Below are 16717 nucleotides of genomic sequence, written 5' to 3'. Positions count from 1 at the left end.
CGAGTGGCGCCTGTCGGGATACTAGCATGGGGTTGCCGGAGTGGCGGGAGCGCGGCTGTTCCGGCGACAGGTCCGTGCGAGGGCGCTGTAGACCCTTCCCTGGGCGCTACCTTTGCCCTGCGGCGCTCTCGCATCCTGCTCCGCTTGCAGGGCCGGTGTTGGCCATCCATGGCCAACCCGTTCGGCGGAATCCGCCTCGCCCATGGCAAAGGACCCTCTTCGGACCTATCCCCGGCGCCGCTCATGCTGGCTTCCGGCTTCCGGCTTCCGGCTTCCGGCTTCCGGCTTCCGGCTTCCGGCTTACAGCTTGCGGGCCTGGGCCTCGGCGTTGCCGATGTAGTTGGCCGGGGTCAGCTGCTTGAGTTCGGCCTTGACGGTCTCGGGCAATTCCAGCGTGTCGATGAAGGCGGCGAAGCCGGCCTGATCGATGCGCTTGCCGCGGGTCAGCTCCTTGAGTTTCTCGTAGGGCTTCTCGATGCCGTAGCGGCGCATCACGGTCTGGATCGGCTCGGCCAGCACTTCCCAGCTGTTGTCCAGGTCCTCGGCCAGGCGGCCGGGGTTGGCCTCGAGCTTGCCGATGCCCTTCAGCGAGGCCTGGTAGGCCACCAGCGCGTAGGCCATGCCGACGCCCAGGTTGCGGAGCACGGTGGAGTCGGTCAGGTCGCGCTGCCAGCGGGAGATCGGCAGCTTCTCGGCCAGGTGGCCCAGCACGGCGTTGGCGAGGCCCAGGTTGCCCTCGGAGTTCTCGAAGTCGATCGGGTTGACCTTGTGCGGCATGGTCGAGGAGCCGATCTCGCCGGCCACGGTCTTCTGCTTGAAGTAGCCCAGCGAGATGTAGCCCCAGACGTCGCGATCGAAGTCGATCAGCACGGTGTTGAAACGGCAGATCGCGTCGAACAGCTCGGCGATGTAGTCGTGCGGCTCGATCTGGGTGGTGTACGGGTTGAAGGTCAGGCCCAGGCCCTCGACGAAAGTGCGGGCGTTGGCTTCCCAGTCGACCTCCGGGTAGGTCGCCAGGTGGGCGTTGTAGTTGCCCACGGCGCCGTTGATCTTGCCGAGCAGCTCCATGCCCTCGATCTGCTTGAGCTGGCGACGCAGCCGGTAGGCGACGTTGGCCATCTCCTTGCCCAGGGTAGTGGGGCTGGCGGTCTGGCCGTGGGTACGCGACAGCATCGGCTGGGCGGCGTGCTCCTCGGCCAGGCGGGCCACCTCGTCGGCCACCTGATGCATCACCGGCAGCAGCGCATCCAGGCCGCCGCGCAGCATCAGCGCGTGGGACAGGTTGTTGATGTCCTCGCTGGTGCAGGCGAAGTGCACGAACTCGGTGATGGCATGCAGCTCAGGCGTTTCGGCGATGCGCTCCTTGATGAAGTACTCGACCGCCTTGACGTCGTGGTTGGTGGTGCGCTCGATCTCCTTGATGCGCTCGGCGTCTTCGACGGAGAAGTCGCGGACCAGGGCGTCCAGCGCCGCGGTGGCCTCGGCGGAGAGCGGCGGTACCTCGGTGATCTGCGGCTGCTCGGCCAGGCGCTGCAGCCAACGGGCCTCGACGACGACCCGGGCGCGGATCAGGCCGAACTCGCTGAAGTGCTCGCGCAGGGCCTCGGCCTTGCTGCCGTAGCGGCCGTCGACGGGAGAGAGAGCGGTGAGGGCGGTCAGGGGGAGTGACTTGGGCTGCATGGTCGCGTTCCGGGTAGGCGTGGTGGAGAAATCAGTGGGGAAAATCAGTTCAGCTCGTCCAGGGCCTTCTTGAGGGCACCGCGCTGGAACATCAGCTTCCAGCGCCGGCCCCCCTGCTGGTGCCACAGCAGCGCGAAGCGAATGCCGGCCAGCAGGCAGGCGCGCACGCGCTCGGGCATCATGCGGCTCTGCAGCAGCGAGGGATCGCCCTGGACGACGATGCGGCTCTTGAAGGTGGAGATGGTGTCCTGATAGGCCTCGCCGAGGCTGGCGATGACGTTCTCATGGGTTTCGCCGAAGTGCTCGGCCTGACCCTGGATGCGGGTCAGGCGGGCGCCCAGGGTGTCCATCATGTCGTTGTCGTTTCTCAGCTTGCTCATCAGCATCAGCATCGAGAAGCCGTAGCGCATCACCACCGGGTTGGCCTGGCGGCGCCCCAGCATGCCCTCGAGGGTTTCGAGGCCGCGGCGCAGGTTGTTGGGGTGGCCGCCGTAGATCGCCTCGAAGCTGGCCGGGTCGGTGTCCAGGGTGGCGTGGATCAGGGTGTCCCAGGCGCGCTGGTCGACATGGCCGGTCTTGGCCAGGTCGTCGACCAGGCTGGCGGCCTGGAAGACGCCGGCCAGCGCCAGGGCCTGGCGGGCGATGGGCGACTCCGGCGCGCGGTGAATGGGCGTGGTGTCGTTCATCGCGCGCTCTCCTCGGCACTCCAGGTAGCCTTGATGACGCCACCGCCCAGACAGATCTCGCCGTCGTAGAGCACCAGCGACTGGCCCGGCGTCACGGCGCGTTGCGGGTCGTCGAAGCGTACCCTCACGCCGCCGTCCTCGGCTGCCTCGAAGCGGCAGGGCACGTCGGTCTGGCGATAGCGGGTCTTGGCGGTGAGGCGACCCTCGGCGGCCGGCGGTTCGCCGGCGACCCAGTCCATCGGTTCGGTGGCCAGGCTGTCGGTGTAGAGCAGCGGATGATGCTTGCCCTGCACGGCCACCAGCACGTTGCGCTCGAGATCCTTGGCGGCCACGAACCAGGGCGCGTCGGGATAGTCGGCGAGCCCGCCGATGCCGAGCCCCTGGCGCTGGCCGAGGGTGTGGTACATCAGGCCCATGTGCTCGCCGATCACGTCGCCGTCGGGCGTCTCGATGGTGCCGGGCTGGGCGGGCAGATATTGCTGCAGGAAGTCGCGGAAGCGGCGCTCGCCGATGAAGCAGATGCCGGTGGAGTCCTTCTTGCGCGCGGTCACCAGGTCGTGGCGCTCGGCCAGGGCACGGACCTCGGGCTTCTCCAGCTCGCCGACCGGGAACAGGGTGCGGGCAATGGCGGCCTCGGGCACGGCGTGCAGGAAGTAGCTCTGGTCCTTGTTGGCGTCGAGCCCCTTGAGCAGTCGCGGGCGTCCGTCGCGGAATCCTTCTCGAACGTAGTGGCCGGTGGCGATCTTCTCGGCGCCGAGCATCTCGGCGTACTCGAGGAACACCTTGAACTTGATTTCGCGGTTGCAGAGGATGTCCGGGTTCGGCGTGCGGCCGGCCTGGTATTCGGCCAGGAAGTGCTCGAAGACGTTGTCCCAGTACTCGGCGGCAAAGTTGGCGGTGTGCAGCTTGATGCCAAGCTTGGCGCACACGGCCTCGGCATCCGCCAGGTCCTCCTTGGCGGTGCAGTACTCGGTGCCGTCGTCCTCGTCCCAGTTCTTCATGAACAGGCCCTCGACCTCATAGCCCTGCTCGAGCAGGAGCAGGGCGGAGACGGAGGAGTCGACGCCGCCGGACATGCCGACGATCACCTTGCCTTGGGTGGCTGTCATGACGCTCTCGGATTGGGTGGGTCGCAAATGGGGCGGGATTATACATCACTCGAGCGGGAAGCTCGAAGTCTCCGGCTTCGCCGGGAGCTGGAAGAACGCCCGCTTCGCGGGCTTAAACTGGAAGCTGGAAGAAAACCTCCTGTCCCCATGATGGCAGGGTGCATGCTGTCTTCCAGCTTCCAGCTTCCAGCTTCCAGCTTCCAGCTTCCAGCTTCCAGCTTCCAGCTTCGCGCGAAGCGCGGCTATCGCTCGTGAATCGCGTCCATCGGGTAGAAGCGCCCGGCCAGGGCGTCCCGCACGCGTCGCATCACCAGCGGACTGTGCAGTCGGCCCTCGTGCTCCAGTGCCTCCAGTTCTTCCAGGGTCAGCCAGTGGGTGGCCAGTATCGCCGGGTCCAGGTCGTGGCCCAGATGAGCCAGCGCCATGCCGTAGAAACCGTGGCTGTGGAAGGTCTTGCCGTCCGGCGCCTCGAAAACGTATAGCCCCAGGTAGTCGCTGATGCCGACCTGCCAGGCGGTTTCCTCGCGGAGCTCGCGCAGGGCCGCGTCGCGAATCCGTTCGCCGGGCTCCAGGTGGCCGGCCGGCTGGTTGAATACGCTGTGTGGCCCGCCGCGGTCTTCCTCGACCATCAGGAAGCGGCCAGCGCGTTCGACCACCGTGGCCACGGTGACGAAGGGTTGCCAGCGGCTCATCGGCGCGTTCTCCCGCTGCGGCTTCTGGTGTTCCTGCGGTCGGCGTCCCGGCGATCAGTGGACGGTGTGGGCGCGTGCAGGGTCTCGTGGCGCCATTCACCGGGCGCCAGGCCGTCGAGCGTCCAGGGGCCGATGGCGACCCGCACCAGGCGCAGGGTGGGGTGGCCGACATGGGCGGTCATGCGACGCACCTGGCGGTTGCGGCCCTCGGAGATGGTCAGCTCCAGCCAGGCGGTGACCGGGTGGCGCTTCGGGTCCAGCGGCGGGTCGCGCTCGGGCAGGCCGCTCGCCTCGAGGCGGCGCACCTTGGCCGGCCGGGTCGGGCCATCCTTGAGCGTGATGCCCTCGCGCAGGGCCCTGAGATCGGCATCGTCGGGCTCGCCTTCTACCTGCACGCGATAGGTCTTGGGCTGCTTGTGACGCGGGTGGCTGATGCGATGGATCAGCTCGCCGTCGTCGGAAAGCAGCAGCAGGCCCTCGGAGTCATGATCGAGTCGGCCCGCCGGGTAGATACCGGGCACGTCGAGATAGTCGGCCAGGGTAGCGCGGGGCGTACCCTCGGCGTCGCCCTTGTCGGTGAACTGCGAGAGGACGCGGTAGGGCTTGTGGAAGAGGTATAGGCGGCTCATGGGGGCATCTTACCGTCAGGCGCGGCGGGATGGCAGGGTTCGTCCCGGATCCGGGTTCATGCGTTGACGGCGGCGGGCTGGTATAATGCGCCTCGCTCGCCGGAGCGCCCTCGTCATTTCTGGATCTGGCGTGACCAGCCCCGAGGGATGGCCGATGCCTCGTTGCGACTGCTGTGCTGGGCTGTTCTCACCATGGTCCCTGTCTTCCAGACATCGTGAGCGAGCGCTACCGATCCTGTTTCATGCACCGCAGTGACCAGAGAGATCTACGCCAACATGTCAAAAACGCCGAAGATTATCTATACGCTGACCGACGAAGCGCCGGCCCTGGCGACCCATTCCCTGCTGCCGATCATCGACGCCTACACCGATTCTGCCGGCATCACCGTCGAGACCCGTGATATCTCCCTGGCCGGGCGTATCATCTCGCAATTTCCCGATGTCCTTTCCGAGTCACAGCAGCTTGGCGATCACCTGGCCGAGCTGGGCGAGCTGGCCAAGACCCCGGAAGCCAACATCATCAAGCTGCCCAACATCAGCGCCTCCGTGCCGCAGTTGAAGGCTGCCATCAAGGAGCTGAAGGGTCAGGGCTATGCGCTGCCCGACTACCCGGACGAGCCGAGCAACGACGCCGAGCGCGACATCAAGGCGCGCTACGACCGCGTCAAGGGCAGCGCCGTGAACCCGGTACTGCGAGAGGGCAACAGCGACCGCCGCGCGCCGCGCTCGGTCAAGAACTACGCCCGCAAGTATCCGCACCGCATGGGGGAGTGGCAGGCCGACTCTCGCTCCCACGTCGCCCACATGAGCGAGGGTGACTTCTACGGCAGCGAGAAGTCCGCCGTGATCGACGCCGACGGTGCGGTCAAGATCGAGCTGGTCGGCCGGGACGGCAGCGTCAGCGTGCTCAAGGAGCGCACCCCGGTGCTGGCCGGTGAGGTGATCGACGGTTCCATGATGAGCCGCAAGGCGCTGTCCGCTTTCGTCGCCGAGCAGATCGCCGACGCCAAGGCCCGGGGCGTGCTGTTCTCCCTGCACCTCAAGGCGACCATGATGAAGGTCTCCGACCCGATCATGTTCGGCATGGTGGTCGACGAGTTCTACCGCGACGTGCTCGAGAAGCACGCCGAGGCGCTGGAAGGAGTCGGTTTCGACGCCACCAACGGCATCGGTGACCTGTACGCCACCATCGCCAAGCTGCCGGCCGACAAGCAGGCCGAGATCGAGGCCGACATCGAGGCGCTGTACGCCGAGCGGCCGAGCCTGGCCATGGTCGATTCCTACAAGGGCATCACCAACCTGCACGTGCCGAGCGACGTGATCATCGACGCCTCCATGCCGGCGATGATCCGCGACTCCGGCAAGATGTGGGGCGCCGATGATGCCCTGCACGACACCAAGGCGGTGATCCCGGATCGCTGCTACGCCGGCATCTATCAGGCCACCATCGAGGACTGCAAGAAGCACGGCGCCTTCGATCCGACCACCATGGGCAGCGTGCCCAACGTCGGCCTGATGGCCCAGAAGGCCGAGGAGTACGGCTCCCACGACAAGACCTTCCAGATCCCCGCCGACGGCACCGTGCGCGTGACCGACGAGGCCGGCGAGGTGCTGTTCGAGCATGCGGTGGAAGAGGGCGACATCTGGCGCATGTGCCAGACCAAGGACGCGCCGATCCGCGACTGGGTCAAGCTGGCCGTGTCCCGCGCCCGCGAGAGCGGCGCCCCGGCGGTGTTCTGGCTCGACGCCGAGCGTGCCCATGACGCCCAGTTGATCAACAAGGTCGAGGCCTACCTGAAGGATCACGACACCGACGGCCTGGACATCCGCATCATGGCACCGGTCGAGGCGATGGAGTTCTCGCTGGCGCGCATCCGTCAGGGCGAGGACACCATCTCGGTGACCGGCAACGTGCTGCGCGACTACCTGACCGACCTGTTCCCGATCATGGAACTGGGCACCAGCGCCAAGATGCTGTCCATCGTGCCGCTGATGAACGGCGGTGGCCTGTTCGAGACCGGCGCCGGCGGCAGCGCGCCCAAGCACGTCCAGCAGCTGCTCGAGGAGAACCATCTGCGCTGGGACTCCCTGGGCGAGTTCCTGGCGCTGGCCGCGTCTCTCGAGCACCTGGGCAAGACCTTCGACAACGCCCGCGCCCGCGTGCTGGCCAAGGCGCTGGACGAGGCCAACGGCAAGTTCCTCGACAGCAACAAGTCGCCGTCGCGCAAGGTGGGCGAGCTGGACAACCGTGGCAGCCACTTCTACCTGGCCATGTACTGGGCCGAGGCGCTGGCCGCCCAGGACGAGGATGCCGAGCTCAAGGCGCTGTTCGGCAAGCTCGCCGAGGAGCTGAACGCCAAGGAAGCGGCGATCGTCGAAGAGCTCAACGGCGTGCAGGGGCAGTCGGTGGACATCGGCGGCTACTACCATGCCAACGGTGAGCTGGCCGATGCGGTCATGCGGCCCAGCCAGACCCTCAACGCTGCCCTGGAGCTGGTGGCCAAGCGCTGATCAGCGCATCCTGCGTCACTGGCACCGCGGTGTCCCGGCCCCCGCCTGCTCAAGGGCGGGGGCCGTTGCATTGAAGGACGCGTCGGGCTATAGCAGGGTGGAAGCCTACGATGAACCCGCGAGCGCGCGGGGCGTCCAAATACGGTTGAGACGCCCCGCGCGCTCGGCTTGTCGATAGCGATAGTGAAGCTTATGTTCAAGACAGAGGAAGAGGGCATGGCGGTTCATTTCGCCCTGCCTCAAGCGGGGATGACGCGCCCTCCGGAGCACGAGGAAGGTGATGACGGTGATCTGGCGGTGCAGTCGTCGGAACCGGAGCTGGCGCAGCCGCCCATGTACAAGGTGGTATTGCATAACGATGACTTCACCCCCATGGAGTTTGTCGTGGAGGTTCTGCAGACGTACTTCAACATGGACAATGAAACCGCGGTGCAGGTCATGCTGGCCGTGCACACCCAGGGCAAGGCAACCTGTGGTGTGTTCACCCGCGATATCGCGGAAACCAAGAGCCACCAGGTCAACGAGTACGCCCGGGAATGCCAGCATCCATTGCTGTGCGACATCGAGGCAACGGATTGACTCTCGTGATGGTCGAAGGGAGGAACCATCATCGTTGGTGTGCCGACTTGCAACGCCGATGTTTGTACCCGATGTTGATGATGCCGGACCCGGAAAGATCCGACGCAAGCCCTAAGCGGCGAGAAGGGGACTGCCATGCTGAGCAAAGAACTTGAACTGACCCTGAACACGGCATTTACCGTGGCGCGCTCGAAGCGCCACGAGTTCATGACCGTGGAGCACCTGCTGCTGGCGCTGCTCGACAATGCCTCGGCAGCGGACGTGCTGCGTGCCTGCGGGGCCAACCTCGACAAGTTGCGGTCCGACCTGCAGGATTTCATCAATTCCACCACGCCGCTGATTCCCGAGGATCAGGCCGACCGCGAGACCCAGCCGACGCTGGGCTTCCAGCGTGTCCTGCAGCGGGCCGTGTTCCACGTGCAGTCCTCCGGCAAGAGTGAGGTGACCGGTGCCAACGTGCTGGTGGCCATTTTCTCCGAGCAGGAGAGCCAGGCCGTATACTTCCTCAAGCAGCAGAACGTGGCGCGGGTGGATGCCGTCAACTACATCGCCCATGGCATCTCCAAGGTGTCCGGCCACGGCCAGAGCCAGAGTTCGCCGTCGCCCGACGCCGAGGAAGCCGAAGAGGCGGGAGGCGAGCCGAGCGGCAACCCCTTGACCGGCTACGCCACCAACCTCAACGAACAGGCGCGGATGGGCAAGATCGACCCGTTGATCGGGCGCGATCACGAGCTCGAGCGGGTGGTGCAGATCCTGGCCCGGCGGCGCAAGAACAACCCGCTGCTGGTCGGCGAAGCCGGGGTCGGCAAGACCGCTATCGCAGAAGGGTTGGCCAAGCGCATCGTCGAGGAGGACGTCCCCGAGGTGATCGGCGACGCCGTGGTCTATTCCCTCGACATGGGCGCGTTGCTGGCCGGCACCAAGTACCGCGGCGACTTCGAGAAGCGCCTCAAGAGCCTGCTGGCCGAGCTGCGCAAGCAGCCCAATTCCATCCTGTTCATCGACGAGATCCACACCGTGATCGGTGCCGGAGCGGCGTCCGGTGGCGTGATGGACGCCTCCAACCTGCTCAAGCCGCTGCTGTCCTCCGGTGAGCTGCGCTGCATTGGCTCCACGACCTTCCAGGAGTTCCGCGGCATCTTCGAGAAGGATCGTGCGCTGGCCCGCCGTTTCCAGAAAGTCGACGTCATGGCGCCCTCGGTGGAGGACACCATCCGTATCCTCAAGGGGCTGCGCTCGCGCTTCGAGGAGCATCACCACCTGAAGTACACCGATGCGGCGCTGGAGAGCGCCTCGCGGCTGGCGGATCGCTACATCAATGACCGCCACCTGCCGGACAAGGCCATCGACGTGATCGACGAGGCCGGCGCCCACCAGCGGCTGCTGCCGCCCGAGGTGCGCGTCGACACCATCGATGTCGATCAGGTCGAGGCGGTGGTGGCGTCCATCGCACGGATCCCGCCGAAGAGCGTGTCGAGTTCCGATCGCAAGCTGCTGGCCAACATCGATCGCGACCTCAAGATGCTGGTGTTCGGCCAGGACGAGGCGATCGACAGCCTGGCGGCGGCCATCAAGCTGTCACGGGCCGGGCTCAAATCGCCGGACAAGCCGGTGGGCAGCTTCCTGTTCGCTGGCCCCACCGGGGTCGGCAAGACCGAGGTGGCCCGCCAGCTGGCCCACATCATGGGCATAGACCTGGTGCGTTTCGACATGTCCGAGTACATGGAGCGACACACCGTGTCACGGCTGATCGGTGCACCTCCGGGCTATGTCGGCTACGACCAGGGCGGCCTGCTGACCGAGGCGATCACCAAGCAGCCGCACTGCGTGCTGCTGCTCGACGAGATCGAGAAGGCCCACCCCGAGGTCTTCAACCTGCTGCTGCAGGTGATGGACCACGGCCGGCTGACCGACAACAACGGCCGGGAGGCGGACTTCCGTCACGTGATCCTGATCATGACCTCCAATGCCGGGGTCGAGCTGGCCACGCGGCGTTCCATCGGCTTCCAGACCCAGGACCACTCCACCGATGCCATGGAGGCCATTCGCAAGACCTTCACGCCGGAGTTCCGCAACCGGCTCGACGGCATCATCCAGTTCCACTCGCTGCCCACCGAGGTGGTGCGCAGCGTGGTCGACAAGTTCCTGGTCGAACTCCAGGCGCAGCTCGACGAGAAGCGCGTCCAGCTCGATGTCGACGAGGCGGCCCGGGACTGGCTGGCCGAGAAGGGCTACGACCCCGACATGGGGGCAAGGCCCATGGCCAGGCTGATCCAGGAGAAGCTCAAGAAGCCGCTGGCCGAGCTGATCCTGTTCGGCGAGCTCGCCGAGCACGGCGGGATCGTGCATGTCAGCGTCGAAGGGGACGAGCTGCACCTGGCCTCGGAGTCGGAACTGGCCGACGCGCCCTGAGGCGGCGCGTCGTCAGCCTCGTCACCCCACAGCGCCCTGTCTTCGGACGGGGCGTTGTTCGTTCGTGGTCGTCGAGCCGGGATCGTGGAAACAGGATGGCGGGGTTGTCCAGCGGCATGCGCGGGGGCATTGGGCCTGGCCCGACGCCTCCGCGTGAGAACGACGGACGCATGTCGCGAGCGAAGCACTAAGCAGGGTGGGGCGCCGCCGGGGCGCAGTGGCCTGAGCCGAGGTGATGCTCAGTGCCTGTGGCGAGCACCGCCGGCGGTCAAGGTATCGAGCGCAGCAGTAAAGCAGCGTTCCCTCAGCGGGAACGGTAGACGATGCGGCCCTTGGACAGGTCGTAGGGCGTCAGCTCGACCTTGACCTTGTCGCCGGTCAGGATGCGGATGTAGTTCTTGCGCATCTTGCCCGAGATATGGGCAGTCACCACATGGCCGTTCTCGAGTTCGACACGGAACATGGTGTTGGGCAGCGTGTCGACGACGACGCCTTCCATTTCGATATGGTCTTCGCGTGCCATATAGGCGGTTCCTCGCTGGTGATAACAAACAGCGGCACGAGATGCGGCCAGGCCGCTCGTGCCGATCAGGATAGCGCGATATTGTGCCGCATGCCGGGCGTCAAGGCAAAAAGCGGTGCCCTTTCAGCAGGGGATCAGGCGTCGCCAGTGCCTTCCCTCGAGCAGTTCGAGGGGCTCGAACGCCTGCTTGTAGGCCATCTTGCGGCATTCTCGGATCCAGTAGCCGAGATAGACATGCGGTAACCCGAGAGAGCGGGCGCGCTCCACCAGCGCCAGTACCGCGTAGGTGCCGAGTGAGCGTCGGGTGAACGTATCGTCCGGATCGAAGAAGGTATAGATGGCCGACAGGCCATGCTCGAGCTGATCGAAGGCCGAGACGGCCAGCAGTCGCCCGTCGAGGCGCAGCTCCAGCAGCCGAGCGTAGTTCTGGTCCAGGGTCAGGAAGGTGCGGTACTGTTCGTGGCTAGGCGGGTACATGTCGCCGTCGGCATGCCGGGTACGGATGTAGTGGGCATAGAGCGCGTAGTGTTCGGGGTCGAACAGCGCCGGGCGCACCTGCATCTCGAGGTCGGCGTTGCGGCGGTAGAGCTTGCGCTGGGTGCGATTGGGGGTAAAGGCGTCGACCGGGATGCGCACCGAGATGCAGGCACTGCAGCCCTCGCAGTGGGGACGATAGAGATGGCGTCCGCTCCGGCGGAAGCCGAGCAGCGCCAAGGCGTCGTAGACGCCGACGCCGGGCGATTCCTGGGGATCCAGAAACAGGGTGGTGGCCTCGCGTCCCTCGAGATAGCTGCAGGCATGTGGCACGGTCAGGAAGAACCGCAGATCGCGAATCGGCTGGCGGGGGGTGTTACTGCTCAAGGCGACCGCCTCCTCTGGCTCCGGGGGGCATCTGTCTCGCGGTGTCGAGGCGTGCGAACGACCATGCCGGCGGCAGAATGGCGCCGGGCACATCACCCTGAGCGTCCGGCATTTCGTCCAGCCACTGTTCAAGATAGCCGATGAATTCGACCCGGGCGATGTCGCGAGCGCCGAGGCTCGACAGGTGGGCGGTATGCATCTGGCAGTCGATCAGCCTTCCGCCCTCGGCGGCCATGGTGCGAGCGAGCGCTACCAGCGCTACCTTGGAGGCATCGGGGACCCGCGAGAACATCGATTCGCCGAAGAACACCGGCCCGAGGGCGATGCCATAGAGACCGCCGACCAGCTCGCCTGCCTGCCAGACTTCCACCGAGTGAGCCGCTCCCAGTTCGTGTAGCCGGCCGTATGCAGTCGCCATCTCGTCGGTGATCCAGGTGCCCGGCTGGTCGTGACGCGGTGCGGCGCAGGCATCGACGACGGCGTCGAAGGCGCGGTCGCCGGTGACCGCGAACCCGCCGTTGCGCAGTCGCTTGGCCAGGCTTCGCCGTACCCGGATTTCGTCGGGAAACAGGACCATGCGCGGATCGGGGCTCCACCACAGGATGGGCTGGCCTTCGCTGTACCAGGGGAAGATGCCGTGGCGATAGGCGGTGAGCAGCCAGGCTGGGCTGAGGTTGCCGCCGGCGGCGAGCAGGCCCCCTGGGTCATCGAGGGCGGTGCCGACCGGGGGGAAGTGAACGGGGTGCTCGGGGAGCCAGGGCAGCATGGGGCGGATGTCCTCGCGACGGGAAGGTTCCAGTTTGACGGCCCCGCTGGTGGGGCTCAAGTCAGCGTTTGCCCCTGTGACGGGCGGGCCTGGCTCGGTATGATTGACGGCCGTGGATTCTGGAAGACGCCATGTGGCGCAAGGGGGTTGGCCGCTTGAGTGCCAAGAAGACGACCACGTCGACGCGCGGGCGCGCGGCGACTGCCAAGGAGACGGCCAGGCGTTTCGGCCTGCGCCTGCAGGGATCGGTGCGCGAGGGTGCAGTAATCCTGCTGCTGGCGGCCTGCGTGTTCCTGCTGTTGGCCCTGTACAGCTTTCGTCCCGCCGATCCGGGCTGGTCGCGCAGCGGCCCCGAGACCGAGGTGGCCAACTGGATGGGGCGCATCGGGGCTTGGCTGGCCGACGTGCTGTATTCGCTGTTCGGCGTCAGTGCGCTCTGGTGGCCGGGTATGCTGGGCTTCGCCGCCTGGTGCTTGATCCGTGCTCGACAGGTGCACCTGGAGTGGGATGCCACCGCGCTCGCGGTGCGCTGCGGCGGCCTGATGCTGTTGCTGCTCGGCACCACGACCCTTGGGGCCCTGCATTTCTACGACCCCGAGAGCGTGCTGCCTTATGCGGCGGGTGGCATCCTCGGCGAGGGGCTGGTCGGGGCCTTGCTGCCCCTGGTCGGCGCCGGCGGCACGTCGCTGCTGGCGTTGGCCGCCATGCTCTGCGGCGTACCGCTGTTCACCGGATGGTCGTGGCTGACCATCACCGACGAGTTGGGCCACCGGGCCACGGGGGTGGGGCGCTGGATCGGTGAGCGATTCGCCCTGGCGCGCGCCTCCTCGCCGGAGGAGACCGCGGAGGACAAGAGCCCCGCTTCCGTTCGTGAACCCGAGCCTGAGCCCGAACCCGAACCCGAAACGGTGACCTCGCAAGTGCCATGGTGGCGTCGCTGGCTGCCGGCGCGTCGTGAGCCCGCGCCGCAGCTGGCCGGTGGAGAAGCACGGCGCGAACCCGGCTTCGGCAACGACGGCGACACCGAGATCCCCTGGGAGGTGCCCGAGCGCACGCCCTCGGCGAAGCGACCGGAGGCCGCCTATACCGCCCGGGAGCCGCGGGTGTCGCTGACGCCCGAGATGGCGTCAGGCCCCGAGTCTCACGCGCCGGCCATGCCTCTGCGTGCTACCGAGCCCGCCGAGCCGGTGCCGTCCACGGCCGGGTCCGCTTCGCCTGCCACGGTCTCGTCCGAGCCGAGGGCATGGGCGGCCCATGACGAGCCGCGCCGCGTATCGGCCCCGATCTCGCCCGAGCCGACGGAGCGAGCGGCCGATGACGAGCCGCGCCGCGTGTCGGCCCCGGTCTCGCCAGAGCCGACGGAGCGAGCGGCCGATGACGAGCCGCGCCGCGTGTCGGCCCCGGTCTCGCCCGAGCCGACGGAGCGAGCGGCCCATGACGAGCCGCGCCGCGTGTCGGCCCCGGTCTCGCCCGAGCCGACGGAGCGAGCGGCCGATGACGCGCGCCGCGAATCGGCCCCGGTCTCGCCCGAGTCGACGGAACGAGCGGCCCAAGACGAGCCGCGTGGGTTGTCGGCATCCGATGCCTCCGAGGTGCCAGCATCGAGGCACATGGCGCCGTCGGTGGAGATGGATGACGACGCACGATCCGACGACGCCTCGTCCGGCCGCGTGACCGAGCGGGAAGAAAGGCCGTCGGAAGAGGCGCCGGTGGCGCGCCGAGTCCCCGAAGTCATCCCCGACCCCGTGCTGCCGGACGACGACGAGGACGTGCCTGCCGCCATGCCGCCTCGGCGCGAGGCCGGCGAGAGCGCCTCTGCGGAGAGCTCCGCGACCGACGACCAGTCGCGTACCGCGGCCGAGATCCCGGGGCGCCTGGCCACCGTCGATCAGGCTCGCCGCGCGGCCGATGAGGCCGATGGTCCGACCCTGTGGACGGTGGAGCACCTGCAGAATCAGCGTCCGGAAATGGAGGCCTTTGCCGAGCCCGAGGGCGAGCTGCCCAGCTTGCGCCTGCTGACGCCGCCCCAGGCGCATCAGCCCAACTACACCGACGAGCAGCTCGCCGAAATGGCCGAGCTGCTGGAGGTCCGGTTGCGCGAATATGGCGTCAAGGCCGAGGTGGTCGACACCTGGCCGGGGCCGGTGATCACGCGCTTCGAGATCAAGCCGGCGGCCGGCGTGAAGGTGTCCAAGATCAGCAACCTGGCCAAGGACCTGGCGCGCTCGCTGATGGTCAAGAGCGTGCGGGTGGTGGAGGTGATCCCGGGCCGACCCACGGTGGGCATCGAGATTCCCAACCCCAATCGCGAAATGATCCGGCTGCGCGAGGTGATCGACTCCGACCGCTACCAGCACGAGGCCTCGGCGCTGACCCTGGCACTGGGCCAGGACATCGGCGGCGGTGCGGTGGTCGCCAACCTCGGCAAGATGCCTCACCTGCTGGTGGCCGGTACTACCGGCTCGGGCAAGTCGGTGGGGGTCAACGCCATGCTGATCTCCATGCTGCTCAAGGCCAAGCCCGACGAGGTCCGCATGATCATGGTGGACCCCAAGATGCTGGAGCTGTCGGTCTACGACGGTATTCCGCATCTGCTGGCGCCGGTGGTCACCGACATGAAGGAAGCCGCCAACGCGCTGCGCTGGTGCGTGGCCGAGATGGAGCGTCGCTACAAGCTGATGGCGGCCATGGGCGTGCGCAACATCGCCGGTTTCAATGCCAAGCTCGACGAGGCCGAGCGCGCCGGTGCCCAGGTCGCCGATCCGCTTTGGGAGCCGCAGCCCTGGGAGATGCACGAGGCGCCGCCGGTGCTCGAGAAGCTGCCCTACATCGTGGTGGTGATCGACGAGTTCGCCGACATGTTCATGATCGTCGGCAAGAAGGTCGAGGAACTGATCGCACGGCTGGCCCAGAAGGCGAGGGCCGCCGGCATCCACCTGATACTGGCGACCCAGCGCCCCTCGGTGGACGTGGTGACGGGCTTGATCAAGGCCAACATTCCCACTCGCATGGCCTTCCAGGTATCGTCGCGGGTCGATTCGCGCACCATCCTCGACCAGGGCGGCGCCGAGAACCTGCTGGGCCACGGCGACATGCTCTACCTGCCGGCGGGCTCCGGCATGCCGACCCGCGTGCACGGCGCTTTCGTCGACGATGACGAGGTGCATCGGGTGGTCGAGGACTGGAAGCGTCGCGGCGAGCCGGAGTACATCGACGAGATTCTCTCCGGGGGCGTCTCCGCCGATGCCCTGGCGGGGCTCGAGGCCGAGGGCGGCGGTGGCGGCGACGACGACGCCGAACAGGATGCGCTCTACGACGAGGCGGTGGTCTTCGTCACCGAGAGTCGTCGGGCCTCGATCTCGGCGGTCCAGCGTCGCTTCAAGATCGGCTACAACCGGGCGGCGCGCCTGGTCGAGGCGATGGAGATGGCCGGTGTGGTCTCGACCATGGGCACCAACGGCGCCCGTGAGGTGCTGGCACCGCCGCCGGCGGGCGATTGATGCCGCCGATCGTGCAACCACCATGCAAGCCGTGGCGGGACGGCAACCCGCCGCGGCGAGCACAGTCCTAATGTGGCAGGACGCCCATCGACCCCAGGGAAACAGGAGATGATCATGAAGAAATCCCTCGCCGCGCTGGCCCTGCTGGCGCTGACGCCCCTGTCGGCGCTGGCCAACGAAGGCGCCGAACGCTTGACGCGCATGCTGGCGCCGGTGAAAACCTATGTCGCCGATTTCGACCAGCAGATCCTCGATGGCTCGGGTCAGCGCTTGCAAGAAGCCAGCGGGCGGATGTGGCTGTCGCGGCCCGGCCGCTTCCGCTGGGAAGTGGACGCGCCCTATGAACAGATCGTGGTCTCCGACGGCGACGAGGTGACCCTCTACGACCCGGATCTCCAGCAGGCCACCGTCCAGCCCCTGGACGATCGCGTGACGCACACGCCGGCCCTGCTGCTGTCCGGCAGCACCGCTGAGCTGACCGACAGCTACGAAGTGTCGAGCAGCCAGCAGGGCACCGCCGAGACCTTCACCCTGCACCCGAAGAGTGCCGACACCCTGTTCGAGGAGCTCAAGCTGACCTTCTACAGTGAGCGGCTGGGCTTCTTGCAGATGACCGACAGCACCGGCCAGCGCACCGCCATCGAGTTCGATGGGGTCGAGCAGAACGCGCCGGTCGAGGATTCGCGCTTCCGCGTGGCGTTGCCCGATGGAACCGATGTGATTCGCGAATCTCCTTGAGCGCACATCGCCATGAGGCTTGCCATCGCCC

At 67.0% G+C, this 16717-nt stretch carries 13 protein-coding genes; 5 read left to right on the top strand and 8 right to left on the bottom strand.

Annotation, left to right across the window (positions count from 1 at the left end; genetic code table 11):
- Positions 1-300 precede the first annotated feature (300 nt).
- The 5 genes from purB to FHR96_RS05555 form a co-directional block, all read right to left on the bottom strand.
- Positions 301-1680: an adenylosuccinate lyase gene (gene purB, locus FHR96_RS05575; protein ID WP_183386672.1), complete on the bottom strand. Its 1380-nt coding sequence runs from the start codon at positions 1678-1680 to the stop codon at positions 301-303.
- Positions 1681-1724: 44 nt separating this feature from the next.
- Positions 1725-2366 carry a high frequency lysogenization protein HflD gene (hflD, locus tag FHR96_RS05570; protein ID WP_183386671.1) on the bottom strand — a complete coding sequence of 214 codons (642 nt, stop codon included), beginning with the start codon at positions 2364-2366 and terminating at the stop codon, positions 1725-1727.
- The gene (gene mnmA, locus FHR96_RS05565) at positions 2363-3475 is read right to left on the bottom strand and encodes a tRNA 2-thiouridine(34) synthase MnmA (RefSeq protein ID WP_183386670.1); all 1113 of its coding nucleotides are present in this window, start codon (positions 3473-3475) and stop codon (positions 2363-2365) included. The genes hflD and mnmA overlap by 4 nt, the downstream gene beginning before the upstream one ends.
- 242 nt (positions 3476-3717) lie before the next feature.
- Positions 3718-4167, bottom strand: coding sequence for an NUDIX domain-containing protein (locus FHR96_RS05560; RefSeq protein WP_183386669.1), 450 nt, complete (start codon positions 4165-4167; stop codon positions 3718-3720).
- Positions 4164-4796: a pseudouridine synthase gene (locus tag FHR96_RS05555; RefSeq protein WP_183386668.1), complete on the bottom strand. Its 633-nt coding sequence runs from the start codon at positions 4794-4796 to the stop codon at positions 4164-4166. The genes FHR96_RS05560 and FHR96_RS05555 overlap by 4 nt, the downstream gene beginning before the upstream one ends.
- A 276-nt stretch (positions 4797-5072) precedes the next feature.
- On the opposite strand from FHR96_RS05555, the gene FHR96_RS05550 reads away from it, so the two are divergent.
- From FHR96_RS05550 to clpA, 3 genes are all read left to right on the top strand, one after another.
- On the top strand, positions 5073-7307 hold the full coding sequence (locus tag FHR96_RS05550) for an NADP-dependent isocitrate dehydrogenase (RefSeq protein WP_183386667.1): 2235 nt from the start codon (positions 5073-5075) through the stop codon (positions 7305-7307).
- 192 nt (positions 7308-7499) lie between these two features.
- The gene (gene clpS / locus FHR96_RS05545; protein WP_379685340.1) at positions 7500-7886 is read left to right on the top strand and encodes an ATP-dependent Clp protease adapter ClpS; all 387 of its coding nucleotides are present in this window, start codon (positions 7500-7502) and stop codon (positions 7884-7886) included.
- Positions 7887-8021: 135 nt separating this feature from the next.
- Positions 8022-10298, top strand: a complete 2277-nt coding sequence (clpA, locus tag FHR96_RS05540) for an ATP-dependent Clp protease ATP-binding subunit ClpA (protein ID WP_183386666.1) — start codon at positions 8022-8024, stop codon at positions 10296-10298.
- 304 nt (positions 10299-10602) lie between these two features.
- Here clpA and infA read toward each other — a convergent pair whose 3' ends face one another.
- The 3 genes from infA to aat all read right to left on the bottom strand — a co-directional run bounded on the left by infA (position 10603) and on the right by aat (position 12448).
- Positions 10603-10821 carry a translation initiation factor IF-1 gene (gene infA, locus FHR96_RS05535; protein ID WP_013332816.1) on the bottom strand — a complete coding sequence of 73 codons (219 nt, stop codon included), beginning with the start codon at positions 10819-10821 and terminating at the stop codon, positions 10603-10605.
- Between the two features lie 123 nt (positions 10822-10944).
- Positions 10945-11682, bottom strand: a complete 738-nt coding sequence (locus FHR96_RS05530) for an arginyltransferase (RefSeq protein ID WP_183386665.1) — start codon at positions 11680-11682, stop codon at positions 10945-10947.
- The gene (aat, locus tag FHR96_RS05525) at positions 11672-12448 is read right to left on the bottom strand and encodes a leucyl/phenylalanyl-tRNA--protein transferase (protein WP_183386664.1); all 777 of its coding nucleotides are present in this window, start codon (positions 12446-12448) and stop codon (positions 11672-11674) included. Before aat ends, FHR96_RS05530 begins: the two co-directional genes overlap by 11 nt.
- Before the next feature lie 131 nt (positions 12449-12579).
- Here aat and FHR96_RS05520 point away from each other — a divergent pair, with 131 nt between their 5' ends.
- Positions 12580-15948, top strand: coding sequence for a DNA translocase FtsK (locus tag FHR96_RS05520; protein ID WP_183386663.1), 3369 nt, complete (start codon positions 12580-12582; stop codon positions 15946-15948).
- A 108-nt stretch (positions 15949-16056) separates the two neighbouring features.
- A complete protein-coding gene (gene lolA / locus FHR96_RS05515; RefSeq protein ID WP_183386662.1) occupies positions 16057-16686 on the top strand; it encodes an outer membrane lipoprotein periplasmic chaperone LolA in 630 nt (209 codons plus the stop codon).
- The last annotated feature ends 31 nt before the right edge of the window (positions 16687-16717 follow it).

The sequence above is a fragment of the Halomonas organivorans genome (genome assembly GCF_014192055.1).
Classification (GTDB): Bacteria; Pseudomonadota; Gammaproteobacteria; order Pseudomonadales; family Halomonadaceae; genus Halomonas; species Halomonas organivorans.
Note: the sequence above shows the minus strand (reverse complement) of the source record. Positions and strands in the feature narration are given on the sequence as shown.

What these genes read in the sequence shown, in the direction of transcription:
- clpA (WP_183386666.1), top strand. Translation starts at nt 8,022, where the DNA reads ATGCTGAGCAAAGAACTTGAACTGACCCTGAACACGGCATTTACCGTG.
- infA (WP_013332816.1), bottom strand. Translation starts at nt 10,821, where the DNA reads ATGGCACGCGAAGACCATATCGAAATGGAAGGCGTCGTCGTCGACACG.
- aat (WP_183386664.1), bottom strand. Translation starts at nt 12,448, where the DNA reads ATGCTGCCCTGGCTCCCCGAGCACCCCGTTCACTTCCCCCCGGTCGGC.
- clpS (WP_379685340.1), top strand. Translation starts at nt 7,500, where the DNA reads ATGTTCAAGACAGAGGAAGAGGGCATGGCGGTTCATTTCGCCCTGCCT.
- hflD (WP_183386671.1), bottom strand. Translation starts at nt 2,366, where the DNA reads ATGAACGACACCACGCCCATTCACCGCGCGCCGGAGTCGCCCATCGCC.
- FHR96_RS05520 (WP_183386663.1), top strand. Translation starts at nt 12,580, where the DNA reads ATGTGGCGCAAGGGGGTTGGCCGCTTGAGTGCCAAGAAGACGACCACG.
- FHR96_RS05560 (WP_183386669.1), bottom strand. Translation starts at nt 4,167, where the DNA reads ATGAGCCGCTGGCAACCCTTCGTCACCGTGGCCACGGTGGTCGAACGC.
- FHR96_RS05555 (WP_183386668.1), bottom strand. Translation starts at nt 4,796, where the DNA reads ATGAGCCGCCTATACCTCTTCCACAAGCCCTACCGCGTCCTCTCGCAG.
- purB (WP_183386672.1), bottom strand. Translation starts at nt 1,680, where the DNA reads ATGCAGCCCAAGTCACTCCCCCTGACCGCCCTCACCGCTCTCTCTCCC.
- mnmA (WP_183386670.1), bottom strand. Translation starts at nt 3,475, where the DNA reads ATGACAGCCACCCAAGGCAAGGTGATCGTCGGCATGTCCGGCGGCGTC.
- FHR96_RS05550 (WP_183386667.1), top strand. Translation starts at nt 5,073, where the DNA reads ATGTCAAAAACGCCGAAGATTATCTATACGCTGACCGACGAAGCGCCG.
- lolA (WP_183386662.1), top strand. Translation starts at nt 16,057, where the DNA reads ATGATCATGAAGAAATCCCTCGCCGCGCTGGCCCTGCTGGCGCTGACG.